At 39.7% G+C, this 18,967-nt stretch carries 17 protein-coding genes; 1 reads left to right on the forward strand and 16 read right to left on the reverse strand.

What is annotated here, in order from left to right; translation table 11 throughout:
- Positions 1-243: IS3 family transposase (locus tag AB4Z30_RS24640; RefSeq protein ID WP_441930074.1), on the forward strand; the 243-nt coding region annotated here is incomplete at its 5' end.
- A gap of 248 nt (positions 244-491) precedes the next feature.
- Here AB4Z30_RS24640 and AB4Z30_RS24645 read toward each other — a convergent pair.
- The 16 genes from AB4Z30_RS24645 to AB4Z30_RS24720 all read right to left on the reverse strand — a co-directional run bounded on the left by AB4Z30_RS24645 (position 492) and on the right by AB4Z30_RS24720 (position 18,935).
- Entirely contained in the window at positions 492-746 is a 255-nt protein-coding gene (locus AB4Z30_RS24645) for a hypothetical protein (RefSeq protein ID WP_441930075.1), read from the reverse strand.
- 135 nt (positions 747-881) lie between these two features.
- Positions 882-2,636, reverse strand: a complete 1,755-nt coding sequence (locus AB4Z30_RS24650; protein ID WP_441930076.1) for a hypothetical protein — start codon at positions 2,634-2,636, stop codon at positions 882-884.
- A gap of 307 nt (positions 2,637-2,943) precedes the next feature.
- The gene (locus AB4Z30_RS24655; RefSeq protein ID WP_441930139.1) at positions 2,944-3,132 is read right to left on the reverse strand and encodes a UvrD-helicase domain-containing protein; all 189 of its coding nucleotides are present in this window, start codon (positions 3,130-3,132) and stop codon (positions 2,944-2,946) included.
- 99 nt (positions 3,133-3,231) lie between these two features.
- Positions 3,232-5,550 carry an SMEK domain-containing protein gene (locus AB4Z30_RS24660; RefSeq protein ID WP_441930078.1) on the reverse strand — a complete coding sequence of 773 codons (2,319 nt, stop codon included), beginning with the start codon at positions 5,548-5,550 and terminating at the stop codon, positions 3,232-3,234.
- A gap of 344 nt (positions 5,551-5,894) precedes the next feature.
- Positions 5,895-6,089, reverse strand: coding sequence for a hypothetical protein (locus AB4Z30_RS24665; protein WP_441930079.1), 195 nt, complete (start codon positions 6,087-6,089; stop codon positions 5,895-5,897).
- Between the two features lie 96 nt (positions 6,090-6,185).
- The gene (locus AB4Z30_RS24670) at positions 6,186-7,079 is read right to left on the reverse strand and encodes a hypothetical protein (protein WP_441930080.1); all 894 of its coding nucleotides are present in this window, start codon (positions 7,077-7,079) and stop codon (positions 6,186-6,188) included.
- 1,858 nt (positions 7,080-8,937) lie between these two features.
- Positions 8,938-9,279: a hypothetical protein gene (locus tag AB4Z30_RS24675; protein ID WP_441930081.1), complete on the reverse strand. Its 342-nt coding sequence runs from the start codon at positions 9,277-9,279 to the stop codon at positions 8,938-8,940.
- A gap of 570 nt (positions 9,280-9,849) precedes the next feature.
- The gene (locus AB4Z30_RS24680; protein WP_441930082.1) at positions 9,850-10,884 is read right to left on the reverse strand and encodes a hypothetical protein; all 1,035 of its coding nucleotides are present in this window, start codon (positions 10,882-10,884) and stop codon (positions 9,850-9,852) included.
- A gap of 110 nt (positions 10,885-10,994) precedes the next feature.
- Positions 10,995-11,900, reverse strand: a complete 906-nt coding sequence (locus AB4Z30_RS24685; RefSeq protein WP_441930083.1) for a class I SAM-dependent methyltransferase — start codon at positions 11,898-11,900, stop codon at positions 10,995-10,997.
- A gap of 50 nt (positions 11,901-11,950) precedes the next feature.
- Positions 11,951-12,802: an FkbM family methyltransferase gene (locus AB4Z30_RS24690; protein ID WP_441930084.1), complete on the reverse strand. Its 852-nt coding sequence runs from the start codon at positions 12,800-12,802 to the stop codon at positions 11,951-11,953.
- A gap of 39 nt (positions 12,803-12,841) precedes the next feature.
- Positions 12,842-13,654 carry an ABC transporter permease gene (locus AB4Z30_RS24695; RefSeq protein WP_441930085.1) on the reverse strand — a complete coding sequence of 271 codons (813 nt, stop codon included), beginning with the start codon at positions 13,652-13,654 and terminating at the stop codon, positions 12,842-12,844.
- A 4-nt stretch (positions 13,655-13,658) separates the two neighbouring features.
- Positions 13,659-14,468 (reverse strand): ABC transporter permease, encoded by an 810-nt coding sequence (locus tag AB4Z30_RS24700; RefSeq protein WP_441930086.1) that lies wholly within the window; start codon positions 14,466-14,468, stop codon positions 13,659-13,661.
- Positions 14,446-15,450 carry an ABC transporter ATP-binding protein gene (locus AB4Z30_RS24705; protein WP_441930087.1) on the reverse strand — a complete coding sequence of 335 codons (1,005 nt, stop codon included), beginning with the start codon at positions 15,448-15,450 and terminating at the stop codon, positions 14,446-14,448. Before AB4Z30_RS24705 ends, AB4Z30_RS24700 begins: the two co-directional genes overlap by 23 nt.
- 32 nt (positions 15,451-15,482) lie before the next feature.
- On the reverse strand, positions 15,483-16,661 hold the full coding sequence (locus AB4Z30_RS24710; protein ID WP_441930088.1) for a radical SAM protein: 1,179 nt from the start codon (positions 16,659-16,661) through the stop codon (positions 15,483-15,485).
- Positions 16,662-16,703: 42 nt separating this feature from the next.
- Positions 16,704-17,792 carry an SPASM domain-containing protein gene (locus AB4Z30_RS24715; RefSeq protein WP_441930089.1) on the reverse strand — a complete coding sequence of 363 codons (1,089 nt, stop codon included), beginning with the start codon at positions 17,790-17,792 and terminating at the stop codon, positions 16,704-16,706.
- A gap of 27 nt (positions 17,793-17,819) precedes the next feature.
- On the reverse strand, positions 17,820-18,935 hold the full coding sequence (locus AB4Z30_RS24720; RefSeq protein WP_441930090.1) for a UDP-glucuronosyltransferase: 1,116 nt from the start codon (positions 18,933-18,935) through the stop codon (positions 17,820-17,822).
- Positions 18,936-18,967 lie beyond the last annotated feature (32 nt).

Below are 18,967 nucleotides of genomic sequence, written 5' to 3' on the forward strand. Positions count from 1 at the left end.
CTCAGCAAGAAAGGATGTCCCTACGATAATGCCGTGGCCGAAGCCACCTACAAGGTCATGAAAACGGAGTTTATGTACCAGATGGAATTTAGAAGCCTTCGTCATTTAGAACTGGAATTATACGACTACGTCAACTGGTTTAACAGGCAKCGAATTCATGGATCGCTGGGATATTTGACGCCTGTTCAGTATCGCCAAGAAGCCCTTAAAAAGTGGTCTGATTTAATGTTGACAATCCAATAATAAAAAATAGCGATGTAAGGGAGGTAAGTCCCTACGCCGCTATTTTTTATTGGTTTCTGTATTCTTGTTTCAATTTTACCATGATGAATTGCTCAGAGTTGATAGGGTCTCCCTCTATAATTCCGAATAAATTACAGCTCTTGTACAACTGACCAATGCTGTTAACTCTAGACATAGTATTGCTCATGGTTAAACTAACGTAGAATTTCTCGCCTGTAATCAAGATACCCAATTTTTTGTGTTACTATTTAGATTTCAAAGTGTTTTCGCGCTTTATTGATTCTTGAATCAATTTCAATGGCTAATTCATTTTTTTGCATTATATTAAGTTCCCACAGAAATGCAGAAAATCTCCGTGTTCCATCTTTATAAACCCCGTATCTCGGTCGGTTTTTGAAGGCATTTTCGATAGGTTCAAACAATAACAGGTTATCAATATTGAAGTCCCTCAGTCTTTGATTTACCTGTGCTATTATTTCTTTGTTTCGTTTCATTTTCCCCATTGTTACTTCCTCGCTCTCGTTTTTATAGTTTGATTAACAGGCGTAGTATTAAAATATCATTTGAGTGATTAATCGTATGTAAGTAACACGTAAAAAAAAGAACTCTCATTTTTCTTCTGAGAGTCCTTCAAGACTTCAACCGATGATAAACCTTCCAAGACCTAGCTTTATTTTTTTTTGTGATTCTTCATCACTGACCACTTCCAAAAAATTCAAACCCTCTAATACCTTATTTTTTCGATCAACAATAAACTTAAAAAGGAATTCTTTCCTATAAGTATTACTTAATTGTATTTCGAAAGTGTAGCACATTTCTCTTGCAACAATATAACTGTAATCATTGACGGCTTGCTCAGACTCAAAATCGCGAATCATATTGCCAATATCATGAGCTACTTTTTCCATCGTCTTCTCATAAAATAAAAATTCTCGGAACATATCCAAAACATTAATTCCTCTATCACGAATAATAAATCTATACTCACTACAATATTTATTAATAAGCTCTCCGAATTTTCCACTTATGTCCCAAGCCACATCTCTACTTATTAAACTTCTAGATACAAAAGAAAGGATCATTTTATTAGCAACTTCGAGTTCCTCCATATTTTGATAGATAAACAGCTTTTTCTTTATTTCAAAAATTACATTCTCAACTGATCGTTTGGTTCTGATAAGCTCATAAACACCTAAATTAGATGCATATCTGTTTTCTAATTTAGTAATCCATGCTTTCTTAATCACCGCATCTACTTCTTCTCCGTTTTTCAATACAGAAATCATTGACTTATCTCTATACTTATTTCCGTAAAAGTCATTCACAAACTTATCTTTATTTGTTTTTACAGATATCAATTCTTGTATTGCAGTAGTGAAAATAGCTAAGTGATACTCCTCTAAAAATTCAACGTTCTTAACATTTTCAAGCCATCTCAATAAAGTCTCGACATATTTAAATGCAAATTTAAGATTTTTTATATCAATCTTATCTAGTAACGTTTTTCCAGTAAGCATCTCTTTTATTATGTCAAGCTGGCTATCTTCAATAGGCCTGTCACTACAAATTCTTTCAAGCATTTCGGGTATTCTTTCTGCTTTTATAACCCACTGTGCTTCATGTTTTTTAAAAATTTCATTATACTGTTTTGTAGGCGGAATATCCAAAGAAATTTGATAATTAATATTTAAACGGTCTGCATCATTACAAAGTACTTCATGAGACAGCAATATATTATAAAATATTTCAAAAGGTGACTCCCTATACGGGAGTTTTAAATTTTCATCAGGAAGTCTACTTAAAACTCTGGTCTCGAGAAATGACTTAATTCTCTCTAATTCTTTTACTGCTGCCTCTGGATTATGCAATGCACCCTGAGATATAACGTAATCAAATAATTTTGTGATTATTTGATCCCAATATGAATTGAAAAATTCAAAAAAATCGTGTTTCTTTTTTCTGGTATCCTCTTCAATTTCTATGGCAATATTATTCTTTAACATTGAAGTAATCTCACCATACGCACTTTTGGTCGTTATATCTGTTGCAATGTTATCTAATCTAGGCTTATTTATTATGTCTATAATTCTAACTCTGGTTTTTTTAGCAAACCCACCTTTGGATTTACTATCCCCCTTTTTCTCTATATTGTATAAGTATTTCAGAAGTTTTAGACGACTATATTTATCCTCAAAATCTTCAATATAAAAACCCAACATTTTTTCCAATTTATTTATGATTCCACTTCGATCAGAATTCTTAAACTTATTTCTTATTGCCTCCACAGAACTAGATTCCATATTTTCACTTTCATCTGCTATTTCTTCACATAGCTCATTCATCGTTAACAAACAATTCATTTGTTCCTTTTGTCCCAAATTATATTTCGACATATACTTGACCAATCCTTCAATTTTTTACTTCTTCGGAAGTTATAACTCTTCCGAACGAGAAAAGCAATACCTCTTGGCTTAGATACATTATGGATTGATTCTAATAAGCACTCTTTTTTATCTTTACTATAAACGTGAATATACTGAAATGGGAAAAAGCCATCTGAGCCTTATCCAGGGTGACTAATACGGCTTGAATCACATCGTATCGATCGCCCATACCTCCAAATAATGCCGATTGCGCTTCATTTAGTGGCTTAGTTGACGGTGTAATGCGTTTAAAGACAACATAGGTACATTATTCTCATCAGCCATCTTTTTTTATAATTAACTCATCTGCGCCGAGAAATCCATAGATTGCCCGTTTACGATCAACAAGAACTAATATATGTATGAGATGATAAAGCAAATGGTCAATAACTCTTTCCTGCAAGAGATCGGTATCTTGAACTTCATCAACAAAGAGATATTGAAACCTGATTGCCAGCGGAGCAATGAGCTTACCATTTGCTACATCATAGAAGAGTTTTTATGAAGTAAATCATTAGAATCGACTCCACATAAAGACTCTTTCACACTTTTATATCTCTGATCTCTATTTATAGAGAAAGTATTCCTCAATTAAGTTTATTGCATAATCATCTACCAAACTTTCGTGATTGTATAAATCATAGTCTACACTGTTATAGTTGACATTATACAAACCTATTTTTTTCGCTATTTTTTTCATGCTTTCTCGCCCAATCTGCACCGCATCAATATCTTCAATAATATTATTGATAATCTCACAGGCTATTACTTCATAATCTTCCTCATCAGAATAATTATCAATGGAATCATTCATATATGTCTCAAAACAAGATGCAATTTCTTCTTCACAAGCCCACGAGGCGGTATCCTCCAGTTTTCTCAATAATTCGGTTTGAACATATTTCTTCATCTTATCAAAATCATAACCTTGTTCATCTTTTTCCTCAGTAACCTGAATAAGTTCCCATATATTCTCTGAGTTCGAAGCACGATATAACATTTCCATATATTTTTCATTGTTTATTATCTCGCTCATGTTAAAGTATTTCAAATTTAGAGTATTAATAACTATTTCTGAGGCCCACATTAACAATATGTGACCGTGTTGGAATACTATTTTTAAAACCTCATTTATAATATTCTCATATTGCTTATTCTGAAAATTACATTCAAATATACTTTTTAAATACGATATACATATCGTATTTGGAAGTTCAAGTTTATCATTCATATATTTAAACGGTAAAACTTTAAGTTCAAAAAATTCTTGAGGATTTAGTAATAGCCTATTAATTTCCTCCTTAGTTTCATCCAATCTCTCAATTTGTTCATAAAATACCGCTGATGAAATAAGATTCTCTTTGACCTGATATATTTTTTTAGACAAATAATCAATTATAGAGGGATGTCTAAATGAAATATTATTTCCGTTATCATAAGAAAGTAGTGCTTTCAATCCTCTCTTTGTGTCATTGAGGTCCTCAATTTTCTTAATTCCCATTGTTTTATTGAACTTTTCAAAACATTCATCAACAAATCTCTGTTCAACAAATGTATCTGAGAGTGAATAAAGAACAAATATATAGTTTAAAGCATTATTATCCAAAGCGCTAACTTCTTTTTCCCATATAAAATTTGGATTATCAAGATGGTTTAATATAGTCTCCCCAATCTGCTCTGGTTCTTTCGATTTGCAATCAGAAGTAGCTCTTTCAATTATCAAAGGACTGAAGTTCACATGCTGAATGGTTGCATAAAGTGTTTTTTTATCATTTAGCAAAAAACCAATTTTCTCTTTAATATCATTTTTCAAAATATACTTACCAAAAATGTTAATCCGATCATCTATAACATATTCTTCTGAAACTGACAACACTTTCGTATCGTATTCAAAAAATTGAGCGAGGCTTTCATTTAGCTTCTTAGAGTTTTCAAATATTGTAGTTCGAGTAGTAAAAACAATTTTTTTAGTTTTACATTGTTTCATAAACTTTAATAACTCTTCAATTTGTAACAAATAATCTTCAGATCCATTTAATTTCGTTTTACCTAAAAAATCATCAAAAATTATAACTTCATCTTCTTTAGCAGATTTTTTTAGACTCTTAAGGAAATCCTCAATACTTTTCGATCCCAATTTATCTGAACCATCTATACTAGTTAACTTGGAAAAATTACTTTTACTTACAAGAGAATTAGCTATCATCATTGCTGTCGATGTTTTCCCAATACCAGATTGTCCCTCTAAAATTAATATATTCGAATGTTTTAATACCTCTAATCCAGTATCAAATATATTTGTTTTAACGAAAACATCTTTCATATTTTCAGCAAACTCACTTGCATAAGAACTTTGTTGTGCTGTAAAGTTAATACCCTCTAATTCCGTCCCTAGTTCTTTCTTTATAAAAGAATATATCTTTTCTTGTTCATTGATTGACTTATGTATTACAATATTCATTATCTTAAAAATATCTAATATATCATCAACAGGAGAGAATAATATCCCATATGGGTTTGTAAAGGTCTTATTTCTTAAATTTGTTGCATCATCTGCTATTGATATAAACTTAAATCGGTAACCCTGGTATTCTGTTAATATCTCTTTATTTAATGAATCTTCAACTTTCTTTTTGCTACATGTCGATGATACCTGAGCAATTATCTTTTTTTCTTTGTCTATTAAGTCAATACCCTCAGCATTTGGTTTGTACGTATTTAGATTGACCAATTTATAATCATACACAAGTTCAAGCAAATCGGAAAAAAACATTTCGGAATGAATATTTAGATCTAATATATTTAGTTTTCCTCGCAACTTTAACTTAGTAGCCAATACTATTAATTTTTCTTCAATATAGTTATATAAATACGTCCGATTCATCTGTGTCTTCCTTTCTCAATTCCTTCTTAGGCTGTTGCTTCATAAGAAGTGTTTTTAATAGATTAACTGTGGATTTGCACTTACATAGTAGAGCTAAACTAAGGAATATAGGACCACTAATATACAAAATATCACTCAAACGATTGTTGAATCTTCTCTTAGTCGGAATCCTTTTAAAATGATCTTCAATAACGAGTACATCCTCTGCTTTAGTTTGATTGTTTCTTCCTCGGCTATCAATTGATCAAGTATGCTCATTTTTCAGGGCTATTCAATTGTATTTAAGTAGTGAATAACCCTGAATCAGATCGACTTGTTTTCGAAAATAAACTCGTTTTAGAATATTAGTTTGGAAATATCCATCCTGAGAAACCTTGTGACTTTTTTCTATCTTCAATTTGGTGCCGTATCGCAACATCAGTCCGACCTAGAATTATTGCTAATGCTGGAGTAATCGCTGGCATTTCATCGGGATGAGAAATTTTGGAAGTTATCCAATCAAGCAATACCTTCTCATCGGTTGTGTAATGTTTTGACATATTTTTCACTTTCCTCTCTATTTTTATAATACGACTTAATCAATCGTTGTAACTCAAATGATTAACTACCACAAATTCACTCGCTACAAAGGGTACTTAATCACTACTTAAAGCCAGACGTCGCAATTCCACTAATAATCCGTTTATATCAGAAATCCAATCATATTCCTCGATTTGCTTAAATGCCTCCCGTCTCTGTTCATCATTCATTTTGTGTAAATCATCTGCAACAACATTGGGGTGGAGCTCCGATGCCATAACATATATCTGTTTTCTGGGGTCTGTCAGGGACATTGTCAAATCAGTAAATTTTTCTACGTATTCGTTCACTAAATTTCGATTTTTCATAAATTCCAAATTTGATCGAATCTCCCTGCCAAGAAGATTAACAACATATTTTTGATCCAATCCATTTCGAAGTGAGGTAATGACAAAGAAAATTCGTTTGTTCGTAATATCGTACTTTGATTTGCAATGCTTCACAATTTCATTAGCGAATTCAAACCACTGCTCTCCACGATAAAAGCCAAGATCGGATAATATCTTGATAGCACCAATTTGAGTTTCTTTGGACGATACGATGATTAATCCATCAGCATAACGATTAAAACTAAGCCCTGTGTCATGTAATTGTTGAGTTAGAAACTCACACATAGCTCCTCCTACTTCAACCGACACTCTACGTGCTGATTTACGCACGTTATTAGACTCAATACGTTTAATCTCCTCTTTGAAATAAACGTTGGTAATCCTTTTGAAAAGATCAGCATTAGCATTTTCATGTGTAGCTTCCAATGCCATTAAATTTTGTACAGAAACATTGGCAGAGACATCCTCAATCGACGTATGTTCTGATTGTTCCAGATGTCCAAGTAAGAGCTGTTTAATTTCGTTGTTAGAATGGACACCCATTTGATTCGATCGAAGCAATTCCTGAATCATATCCTTCATGCTTCTCACTTCTTCAATCAATTGATCAATCTTTTCCATAGCGCCCCCTCTTTACTTTAGTATATTTTTTATTCTAGCAGTATAATAACACAATTAAAGACTTTTATTCAATAGTATATAATTATATATATGAGTATTAAATATGATTGTAGTAATCAATCCACTAATCCTTAATCTAAGCGTATAAATGAAACGCCAACCAAGCTAATAAGAGAGTCTATTATCGTGATTGACGGGTATGCGACCAGACCAAAGATAAAAGCCAAGGAAAACAGGATTGTATACCTGAGTTTCGCTCGGCTTTTTGAGGCAGCTATATAAGTTTTAACACGACCTTGATATTCTTCGGTCAACTTCTTGAGATGTTTACACTACTCCCGCATCAATAAAGCAACCGACTCCAAATGTGTTGAGAAACATTAAATACAAGTTACGGGAATAGCATTTTGAAAGGGGCGGCTAAGACTAGCTTCCTCTTTAACGTATGAGGTTTCTGTGTTTTTTATACAGACGATAAATCACTCATCCATTAATAGCGAGGAACAGCAAATCTCAGAGCGTTAGAACATTCTATATACTTTATAATTTTTGTATAATGACATTGCTAAAAAATTTTAGCTCTTTATCCATCTTAGCCTTCAGTTCGTGTACAACTTTCTTTTGAATACAACTATATAGTCTTAGATTAACTCACAATCATTATCATAATTAACGTCACAGGTAATTCTACCTCGAGAGCATACCCTTTTTGAACCTAAAATAATTATTCAATCAAAAGAAAAGCCGTCCCTGCTGACACAGAAGACGGCTCGTTCACCCTAATAAAACATGAAACGACCACTAACCAAAAATGATGGATGGAAGCCTACGGGCTTTTAAATGCTCACAACTTCATTATACAAAAAAGTCCATACTTAGCAAAAATATTGCAACTTTCTCATTACACATCAATAAGGGAGTCAGTTATGTAAAAATTCACCCCATCAATTTCACTTCCTCTTAGCAGGTCTCCATTTGAAACTACAGTTCATACAGCCGTTAACGATTTCACTTCTACCAATGAACCCGACTAATATACCTACAGGTAAGGACAAACTAACGGATATCCAACAAATAATGCCTATGATAAAAAGTAGAACTTCCATAGAATCACTTCCTGTGCTGCTTATACCACTTTCGATTCTCACATTCGATTGATAATAAAAGCCATCACCGCACCTACCACCACTAATATGAGAGGAAATAACCCCATCCATCCCAGCGTTTTAAACAATTTCACAAAGCTGTATCCCTTTTTATTGGCTACAATTTGCTGTGACTTGCACTTACGACAAACAACTGCATTTGCACTCTTTGTACTACTTGCTTGGGGACTATTCGCCCTAGATTGACCGCTAACAGCCCTGTTAGTTTGTGCGGATGATCTATTAGGCTGATTGTATGTAGTTCTATTATCACGTTGCACTTCTTTTGATTCCCTTCTAAATGAATCTTGATTTTATGGTTCGCTAGGTCTTTGACGCCTGTTCAGTATCGCCAGAAAGCCCTTGAAAAAGTGGTCTGATTTGATGTTGACAATCTACTTTCTCACTAGCCCCTGGGTGGGGGTATATAAAAGAGCGACTGTTGTCAGCCACCCCTTTTCAAACTTACGGTCAAAAAAAAGCGGGACATTACCCGCTCCGTTGCCCCCATTTAAAAATGGTAATAACTATACGTTCGTTCTCAAAACCTGTCTATAAAACTCTACTAATGTACGCACAACAACTGAGATTTTTATCGTTATTTATCATCTTATATTTTATTACATTGCTCTATTCCCTTTGTTGTTGATATCATCCCCCCTTTACAGAGGGGATTTTTCCTCGAAATTAGTACCTAAACCCAACCGCCATTATTAGAGAAACATATACATTAGTATTATAACAAGAGCAGCCACCATCAATAAAAAAGGTAGAATCGTTAAAGTTATTCCTGCAATTGCCATTCCTCTTCCTTTAGATGACTTTATTGCACTTAATCCTAGTGGAAAACCCACCAATGAGGAAATACCTGCGATAATAAAAAATGTTAAACCTGCTCCACTTGCAGATGTAACCACCTCTGCTACAATTGCTAAGACAACGAAAATGGCAGATATAATACCCAAAATCATTGAGACAATAGCAGCTCCTAGCCTATTCTTTAGTGGCTTTACCTTTACTTTATTTACTGTTTTAGTTAAAGCTTGAGTAGACATCAAGTATTGCTCCTTTTTACCTATGTATTTTGTCCTATTAGCAAATAGTACCTTTATCCTTTAACTCTTTCAACATCTTTTATAAAGTTTAATTACAATGGATCGGCTACACTTAGTTGGACATAAAAATAGGGGCGAAAACAGCAAGCCCACAGCTGCCATTGTAGAGACATACGACCTCACTGCTTCGGCTCTAGACCGCGGGATCGAGCAATAGAATGCAACTGTTTCATTCAAGGAGCAAACCGCGTTGACCATGAGACGATAGTAGGATAGTAGCTATCATCCAGAATAACTATGAACAATACTCTGTACCGTGGACGTGAGTTCAAAAACCACACGATAGACGAGCTTCTAGATACGTTTAGTATTGGAAGATCCCTGATTCCACATGACTAGTGTGCTATAACAAATCAAAAAAAAAAACGGCATCTCTGCCGTTTGTGTTTAACATGTTGATGCAGACAACGGTGGCCGATTCTCTGTTCGGGGCGGTTTTCATACGATGAAAAGACGAATGCACAGTATGCCTGTTGATGTGGCTCATTTTTAGCAAGATTAGATGTGATTTTACCTGAAAGCCTTTAACATTAAAAATAATTGATTATGAAAATGCACTTCATTCGTATATATTTTTGTAATTAAACCAATGCACTTGTCTATGATTTCCCCAGTGTACTTTTGGGACATGATGGCTTTATTCGAATAGATCCTTACTGTCTTCCAGTCATGAATAATTTGGTCCAATAACGGGTCAAGCGTATGTTTTGCATTGATATGATCAATGTTGTACTTATAGAGCGTATTTAACCTGTATTTCTCAGAACATTTTCTATAAATCGTACTGCTCAGTGTTTCTATAATCGTTTCATTTTGTATAATGAGCTCGTAATTTTCTGCGAGCAACAGTATATTATTCAAACTTTCCGTTATTTCATTTTGATACCTGCACATATTTTCTACGAATGTATTGATGGTTGTGTGTGCTGAATTCTTATTGTTCAAGATTTCATGACTACCTGGGGGCACTAGCGCATATTCCCAAAAGTAGTTTGGCATCTTTACGTGTTCTGAAGTCATGCATGACGATTTAAATTCTGAAAATGGCAGAGAATATTGTCTGTATTCCGTAATATCATCAACCGTATATATTTCCTGGTTCGCAAGATTGAAGCCATAGACAAAAACAGGGTGCAGTCCATGTTTTTTGTTATAGTAAAAGTCTCTCCCGCGTTGATAAAATAAATCAATAAATATGGAAATCGGATGACCACTAGAAATAGAGTTTATGATCTCATCTTGTAACGTATCTAGTGCAGGGGATTTTTTACGAATAGAGATCCCCATTTCCTCAAGAATCTGATCTCCCTCCTCAAGATCAAACACCTCTAACTTGAAATATCCTCTTGTTTGTATTTTTTGTTTATCAAATCTATAAATAGTAATGACATTATTCAAAATCGGCAACTCATCTTTTTTAAAGTATCTGGCAAGTGTCAACAACAAATTGTAGCCGCAATTAAAATAAGGAAAATTATGATGTGGAAACATTTTTGTCATGCCGTCGAAGGGCTGAAAGGTGTCCAGGGAAATCATTTCTTCCATACAAAAGTTCTCCTATACTAGGATGTGTCTTGAAACCTACTGAAGTACATCTTTTGCCGCCTTCAGGGTTTTCAAACACGCCCAAAATTATTGTTGATATTACGGCTATATTACCTCTTAACAAGGTTCATCATACGGTATTGCCGCGTTCCTGCCTTCATCTCTTCATATTTCTTCGAGCCGGGCAATGAGATGAAATCATTAATATCTCCAATATTCGTGCTCGCTTTGGCGTTGCTCGCAATCCCTTGTGTGCCAGTACGCTGCTTCGCACTCTCATCACATGATAGAAGAACATTCGAAGTCACATCCTGATTGCGGATTACAGACAGGCCTACTTCCTCTAACAGCCTGACGTTCTGCGCCACCTGATCTCCCAGCATCAGCTCCGTATACAGAAATACGCCGCCACCTCTCATGATCCGGTACACCTCTTCATAGAATCGTGATCGATTCGGATAGGCATGTGCAGATTCTATATTTAACACCACATCGAAGCTCTCGTCTGCAAACGGGATATTCTCCGCATCGCCGACGAGATAGAACGATTCACCCCCTCGGGATTTGGCATTGCAATAGGTAATATTCGCCGGGCAGATGTCGAGACCGACAATATACAGCGGCTTGAAATATTTAGACAGAGCTGCTATGTTTCCTCCCCTGCCGCATCCGATGTCGATTACCTGCCGCCCCCGAATCTCCGTCCTGCCCACTGTCTCAAGCAGCAGCTTGACTGAGTTTCTATTCCATGCATCATCGGGCTCGATTACCGCATGTTGCTCACTCCCATCCGGGACGTAACCATAATTTAAGAAGGTGGCGAATCGGCCTATACCGGACAGCGCAAGGGAGTTGGAAATCTCGCTATAATCCCGAATTTCAGCCTCTTTCCGGTTCCATTCGGAAGAGTGGGCAACCTGCTCACGCCGGTCAAGCATTGATACATAACGATCATCGATCGTATATACCGCATCGCAGTTGCAGCATTGCAGCAACGCCTCCGACTGGACCAGCATCCCCTTACAACTGGAGCATACCAACCTTGCATGCAGATGCTGTAGCATGACTACCACTCAGACGGTGTATGCATTTGATTTAACGCGTACACATTAAAGTAATTGGGGATATTCAAATCTTCATAGTAATCGATCCAGACCTTGAAGCCGTTGGTGCGGAAGATGTTCTCAAGCCTGCTGATCTGTTCTCCGTCCAGTCCATGTACCTCCATTACAATTTGCCTGATTTTGCCCCAATCCTCCGGCTCTATGCCTTCCAAGACCTCAAATTCACTTTTTTCCACGTCGATTTTGAGCAGATCAATGGCGTTCATATCGTAATAGCGGATCATTTCAGAGATCGTAGTTAACTTGCATCGATGGATTTGTTCATTCAGAAACTTCGGCGACATAAGTTGATCCACAAACCGGTTTAACATGCGCGGGTCGTCAAATTGATCCCGGTAATGGTTGATTAACCCGTATCGGAGATCCAGATCGTGGTTCTCCCGGTATTTGATCTGGACAGAATCCGTGGACATCGTGGGGAAATAGGCAAACTCCGCTTCCTTGATCTCATTGGAAAGCCCGACGTTAACCGTTGTTACGCGAGGCAGCGAGCTCGTATTCATCTTCAAGAGCTCAAACGTCGGAGGCAGTGGCTCAAAGGCATATACCTTGCAGTTGCTCTTGCTGCTGACATACAGGGTGAACATGCCGATATTAGCCCCGACGTCCATGACTGTGCCATGATCCGGGAGCGTAATCCCGTGCTTGAAATACATCTCCTTCTGGAAAATCTCGTTGTAGAGGAACTCGGTCTCGCCTTCGTTGTTTTGATAGATTTCGATCCCGTTGTCCAGTTGCTTCTTGGCAGTAGTCTCTATCTGTGGCGAAAAGCTCTTGTACTCCATCCTGCTCATCCACTTCACCCTCTCAACCATTTTGTTTTTGGCATCTCTCTAACTGCTGGCGCTCTCATAGTGTCTGACAGCCAGCTTCCAGAACAGCCTGACCACTAGAAGCGATATCACAGGAGCTATAAAAATCCATATCCCAAGGAAGAAGTCCAAGCGGTCGATCAAATAAACCGACGGCATGTTGGTAATAAACAAGATAGGCACGACATACAGTCCTATTCTCTGCAGCCATTTGGGGTATATGTACATCGGCATATTGTTAAAATCCCAACATTTGTCGATTATGTCGAAGATCGAACCGGACTTCACCGTCCAGAAAGCAAGAATTTGCGGAAGCAGAAGCACCGAGTAGGTCACGATCGTACTGCTCAAGATCACGCCGATATATCCGGCCACATGGATAAAGCTTGGCTCGATGCCAAGCCGCCGCCAAGCCACTACGATCATCGTGATGCCGGCGATCAGGTTCGGAATCGGAAAAGCGTAGTTAACGTTCCGGAATGAAATCATGAACTGAAGCGATAGCGGCTTCGTCATATACAAGTCCAGCGTTCCGTTGCGGATATGGCCGGAAAATCTATAAAAGTTATCCATAAACAATCCTGTATAGATTGCGATCATAATCGTATAGGTCCCGGTGAAGATCATCATCTGGTCAGGAGAAATTCCATTAATTTCGATCCCCAGCTGGAAAACGAAGATAACATAGATCAGCTTGGAAAACAGAAATACGGTCTCCATGATCAACCCAGAGTAGAAATTGGCCTTGTATTCCATATAACCGACCAAACTGTTCTTTGCGAAAATAAAAAACATACGTACATGCTTCCGAATCTCACTCAAGCTGATACTCACAGATCTAACCTCCAACGGCTACATATTTCTTCATCCCGGAATCCCAAGCCAACTTGGAAATGACCAAAAGCACCGTTACCCAAACGGCCTGTAATAGGAGCCCGCTCACGATCTCATGAACCGCCAGGTTCCCGATGATGATCTTAACCGGGAAGAATACGACATACTGGAACGGTAAATAGCTGGAAATTGTGGCAAACGTATCTCCGAAAATATTAAGCGGAAAGATGGCGCCACTGAGCAGATAGACGCCTTGGTTGAACGCGATATAAACGCCCCAAACCTCAGTAATGATGAACGCGAGCGCACTAATCGAATAAAAAAGCAGGAAGTTGATGAGCAGTCCGAACAAAATACTGACCAGGAACATAACGATCTGCCCCACTCTAAGCGGAAACTCCCAAATCTGAGTAAACACGGACATCAGTATGACGAATAAGACAAGGACGACCCCGGTTTGGACCGTTTTCTCACCGAAGAAATTGCATATCCGATAGCTGAAATAATGAATGGGCTGAGCGATAAATTTGCTTAGTCCGCCCGTCTTGATATCATTCGCGATCTCCCCTTCGAAGCCGGCAGAAACCAGCTTGGAGACAACGCCGGACAACACGGAATAAATGATGATCTCTGAATACGTATAGCCGTTAATAATCTCTTGCGGCGAACTGCGGAACACGGCTGTCCAAAGGAAGCATTGGACAAGTATGATAAATCCGCCGCTGATAATGCCCATCAGGAAATCCACCCGGTACTCCATCGCATTCTGAAGCGCAAGGATGTAGGTCCTTTTATACTTCTGCAAGGCTTTCATGTTTGCCCCCATCTTTCTGATATAAGCTTTCGATGCCTCGCTCGACAGGTATGTCTTCAACTGTGAAATCGAGGATCGGGAACCGGTCCAGTATCATTTTGGAAAGCCGCTGGAGGTCATGCTTATCAATTTCCATGACGGCATTCATGCCGTCATGTTGAGTAATCGTGCCATAGTCGCTTAGCGCTTGCCTCGGCACTTCATCCGTAAATTGCAGCTTGATAATCTTTTTGGCATGCAACAGCTCGTTCACACGCCGAAGATCGCCGTCGTATACGATCTTCCCTTGATTAATGATGATTGCTCGTTTGCATAGATCCTCAATATCCGCCATGTAGTGGCTTGTCAGAATGACCGTTGCCTTCGTCTGCTCGTTATAATACTTCAGAAACTCCCGAATACGCTTCTGCGAGATCAGATCGAGTCCGATTGTAGGCTCATCCAGGAAAATCACCTTGGGCCGGTGGATGAGCGACGCAATAAGTTCCATCTTCATCCGTTCCCCCAGCGAGAGTCTCCGCACCTGAATATTGAGCAGATCTTTAACGTCAAGCATCTCTGTAAGCTCATCCAGAACAAGGTTGTAGGGCTTATCCTCGACCTCATAAATGCATTTGTTCAGGTACAACGATTCGTTCGCCGGTAAATCCCACCACAACTGTGATTTCTGCCCCATCACGATCGAGAACTGCATCTTGAATTCTTTTTTTCGTTCCCAAGGGACATAGCCTAATACCGTCGCTTGCCCGCTTGTCGGATACAAGATGCCGGACAGCATCTTAAGCGTAGTTGTTTTGCCGGAACCGTTCGGGCCTAAAAATCCGACCATCTCACCCTGCTCGATTACAAGTGATATTTCGCTAACCGCTTCTTTGATCAGTGATTTCCGCCTCACTAAATTTTTGAGCGATTTTTTGAGCCCCAGTTCTTTCTCGTAATACTTGAAGCTTTTGGATAACCCCTCCATCTGGATAATACTCACTTGTGCACCTCATTTATGTGAATTTAGAATCGTTATACACCGTGCAAATGCAAGACACTGCACTTGGAACAAGCCGGTGTCAGTCGTTCATCCATCATTTCCCTTATCCTTCTGTAGGTCATGCTATGCCATAATTCCTGTACAGACGTATCATGTAATTTGCCGATCTCGAACTCCTTGAAAAATTTGCATGCGATAATTGTTCCATCGGGCGTAATGTCCATCCGGTTCGAGAGAGCCAGGCACTTCTTGTTCATCGTGCCTTTACCCCTCACCTCTTTGCCGAGCACGAAATCTTCAATCTGGTCATGATCCAGATTCGGCTGGTAGCGTAAACGCATTTTCCAGACCCGATTATTCACCCGGTCCAACTCGCTCATCAAAGCAGGGATACGCTCCGGATCGAGCTTGTAGTTAAAGGCGTGCCAGCTTCGTTCGCCCCTGTGCTCGCTCGCCGGAAGGAAGTCGAACTTCTCGTCAAAGTAATTGTCCATTCCCTGCGTGCATTCGTCCGAGATGTACCACGGGAAGCAGACCATGACCATATCTACACCGACGCCCTCCAGAAAGTCCAGCAGATCGTAAAGCTTGTCAGTCATACCATCGTTAACGACGGTATGGATCGTAATTTTGCCCCTGAACCGGTTTTCCTTGCGTAGCTCGACCAGCTTCCGGATCGCATCTATCGCCTTGTTGAATACCCCTTTGCCGCGAAGCGCATCATTCTCTTCTTCGAATCCATCAAGCGCAATCAGCAGCTCCAGGTTGTCGGAGATTCTCAGCAAGGCGTCCAGCTTTCGCTCGATCAGCACCGCGTTCGTGCAGATCGTCGTCTCACGAGGATGGGCTTCAAGCAAATCGGCCAAACGGTCGAAATGACTGTATACAAGCGGCTCGCCGCCCCAGATATAGAGTCTCGACTTGGCTGGTTCCGTCTCAAGGATCAGCTTCTCCAGCAGCCCGTAGTCGAGCTGTTCGCGCTGCTGCTCCGGTGTCATAAAGTGATGGTAGCCGGTGTCGTTCCATTGATAGCAATGTTTGCAGCGCAAGTTGCATTGGTTCGTCAGTTTAATTCCGACCGACTCTGGCAACGGTGTCGCGTAACCCGCTATTTTCTCCATGTTCCGCTTGGTTTCCACCGTATTCTTGATCGTACGTTTCAATATTTGTAGATCCTTTGCGGAATGCTTAATCTCAGATTTCGGATTCATATCAACACACCCTTCTTAAACGTAATAGGTTATTCACATGAATCAGTAGATATAATACCTTGAACAAGCCGTACAAATCGGAAGCATATTTTTTTTCATATACGCGCGATACTCTTTGTAATTGTCACTGCGCCAGATATCCAGCAAATTCTCTTCGTTCACGTTGCCGAAGGTCAAATCATAGAATGCATGGCAGGGCGAGACGTCACCCCTTGCCGTAATCTCCGCATAAGTCCATGGAAGGGAGCAACGGTTTCGTTTATCCGCCATCTGATGGAATTGTCCCGAGAAATAGTTGTGCAAATTCGGTTCATCTATCGTCTTGGGATAGGTAATCACATGGATACTGTTTTTCAAGCAATAATCTCTAACATTATTGAGCTGTCTGGTCAATTCGGGAATATCGATCTGGCTGAACGAACTGTTGTCTTGCCAGACCATCCCCTTGGCATACGGAGCTTCATGCACGCCGAATTCCTCACGAAGAACCTCCACATACTGGGAATACTGCTCTTCCGTGGCATAGAGCTGCACTTCCATGCTGATATGATCCAACTTCGACAAGTCGATATGCTTAAAGAAAAATTCCTCGACGTACATATAGGTCAAGGGCGTAATGATAAAGGATACACCCATCTTCGGAAATTGCTTGCCTTTGCTTTGCCGGAGCTCATATAGCTTCTCGATCCCTTTGATTACTTTCTTGAATACGCCTTTGCCCCTCTGCCTGTCGTTGATATCCTCGGGGCCATCGAGCGACACCCAGATCTTATTAGGCGGAGTCTCGACTAACATCTCGGCATGCTTCTCAAGCAGTGTGCCGTTCGTGGGGAAGTCGGCTATGCTTCCATAATGATTGATCATGGCGAGAATGTCGCTCAGCCAAGGGTACATCAGCGGCTCGCCGCCGAAGAAATCGTAATACGGCTTGCCGGGGCTGCACTCGATGATGATCTTTTTGATCAGCTCCGGGTCCAGCTGCGCTAATGTTTTTTTGCTTTTGTAGGGCCCTTCGAGTCCCCATTCATAACACATCTTACATCGTAAATTGCACTCCTCTAGCAGCTGCAAGACGATCCATCTCGGATAGCTCACCGTATCCTTGGCAACACTCAATTTACTTAAGCTCATCGCATTACCCCTTCTGCCATTGATATCTTAGCTCTTCGTTAACACAACCCTTGAACAATAGTGATCCACATAATTCGTCCGTTCACCGGGTCTGTTCTTGATCGCTTGATGCATCTCCTTAAGGATATCTACAGAAAAATCCATCTCTCGCCACTTCTCGTAGCGTATTCCAAATCCAAGCGACTCCCACAATTCCAGATTGCTAAGCTCATGACTGCCGAACGGCTCCAGAAGAATAAGAGGGGTTTCGGAGGCAAGCGAGTCGATCAATGTGCCCGCTCCCGGCTTCGCCACGATAGCCATTGCCTCAGAAGCGACGTCAAATAACCAATGATGATCAGCCTCAGCGGTGTATGAATTCGTATCTTCTCCCGCTATTTCAATATATGGCGGAAATTCGTGGAGGCCGTTAGCGCTCTTCACCCATGAACACCATTCCGGATCGTTCATCCAATATCGGTGATCGGGATCGGGCTTCGCTTCCTTCCAGTCGTAAGCTACAATATCAAGCCCATAGTTATGGCCGGCAAGCTCTGGAATTGTATTTTGATAAGTGCCCATCCCCCAGCCGCCGCCATGAACAACAAGCCGCTGTTTCCTTGATTCGAAGGGCAGTGGCGTACCAGAAAGAACCGGGATTTCGCATCGAATCGCCATCTTATCGGTGTCATAGAGACATGCATTGTAATAATGCTCGTCATACCGGGGATGAAACTTCTTCAGGCTCTTCCAGGACGGGGCCAGATCTGAATCGACGTAGAGCAGGTCTACATGAATCGGATTCGGCAACATCTTCTCCCTATACAAATCCAAAATATAGACCCAGTGTCCGGATAGCGATATGAATTCGTAGCGTTCTTCTGCTTTCCACGCCTCCAGCAATAGCTCGACCTGGGCATAATCTATACTACTGCGGATATCCATCGGCATTCGGGCCGAAAAATTGGCAAGTGCGAAATTATTGTGGTAAGCCGTCCTGCTGTCCGCAATATGCTCCCTCTTGTCATGCTCCAAATAGCTTTCGAACACGAGCACTTCCGTCGCGATATCCCTTTTCCCGAAATCGCTGGCAGCTAACAGGCCGGGAATATAAAATCCCAGACCGAAACCCGAGCATAGAATTGTTACTTTCCGCTTCCCCATAAACTCTCTTCCTCCATCCATGGTTTCAGGCA

Source organism: Paenibacillus sp. 2TAF8, from assembly GCF_052114825.1.
Classification (GTDB): domain Bacteria; phylum Bacillota; class Bacilli; order Paenibacillales; family Paenibacillaceae; genus Paenibacillus.

Bases quoted from the DNA above. Each gene is read 5' to 3' on its own strand.
- AB4Z30_RS24650 (WP_441930076.1), bottom strand. From the start codon at position 2,636: ATGTCGAAATATAATTTGGGACAAAAGGAACAAATGAATTGTTTGTTA.
- AB4Z30_RS24700 (WP_441930086.1), bottom strand. From the start codon at position 14,468: ATGAAAGCCTTGCAGAAGTATAAAAGGACCTACATCCTTGCGCTTCAG.
- AB4Z30_RS24710 (WP_441930088.1), bottom strand. From the start codon at position 16,661: ATGAATCCGAAATCTGAGATTAAGCATTCCGCAAAGGATCTACAAATA.
- AB4Z30_RS24645 (WP_441930075.1), bottom strand. From the start codon at position 746: ATGGGGAAAATGAAACGAAACAAAGAAATAATAGCACAGGTAAATCAA.
- AB4Z30_RS24660 (WP_441930078.1), bottom strand. From the start codon at position 5,550: ATGAATCGGACGTATTTATATAACTATATTGAAGAAAAATTAATAGTA.
- AB4Z30_RS24690 (WP_441930084.1), bottom strand. From the start codon at position 12,802: ATGAGCAGGATGGAGTACAAGAGCTTTTCGCCACAGATAGAGACTACT.
- AB4Z30_RS24670 (WP_441930080.1), bottom strand. From the start codon at position 7,079: ATGGAAAAGATTGATCAATTGATTGAAGAAGTGAGAAGCATGAAGGAT.
- AB4Z30_RS24665 (WP_441930079.1), bottom strand. From the start codon at position 6,089: ATGTCAAAACATTACACAACCGATGAGAAGGTATTGCTTGATTGGATA.
- AB4Z30_RS24675 (WP_441930081.1), bottom strand. From the start codon at position 9,279: ATGTCTACTCAAGCTTTAACTAAAACAGTAAATAAAGTAAAGGTAAAG.
- AB4Z30_RS24680 (WP_441930082.1), bottom strand. From the start codon at position 10,884: ATGGAAGAAATGATTTCCCTGGACACCTTTCAGCCCTTCGACGGCATG.
- AB4Z30_RS24715 (WP_441930089.1), bottom strand. From the start codon at position 17,792: ATGAGCTTAAGTAAATTGAGTGTTGCCAAGGATACGGTGAGCTATCCG.
- AB4Z30_RS24685 (WP_441930083.1), bottom strand. From the start codon at position 11,900: ATGCTGGTCCAGTCGGAGGCGTTGCTGCAATGCTGCAACTGCGATGCG.
- AB4Z30_RS24720 (WP_441930090.1), bottom strand. From the start codon at position 18,935: ATGGGGAAGCGGAAAGTAACAATTCTATGCTCGGGTTTCGGTCTGGGA.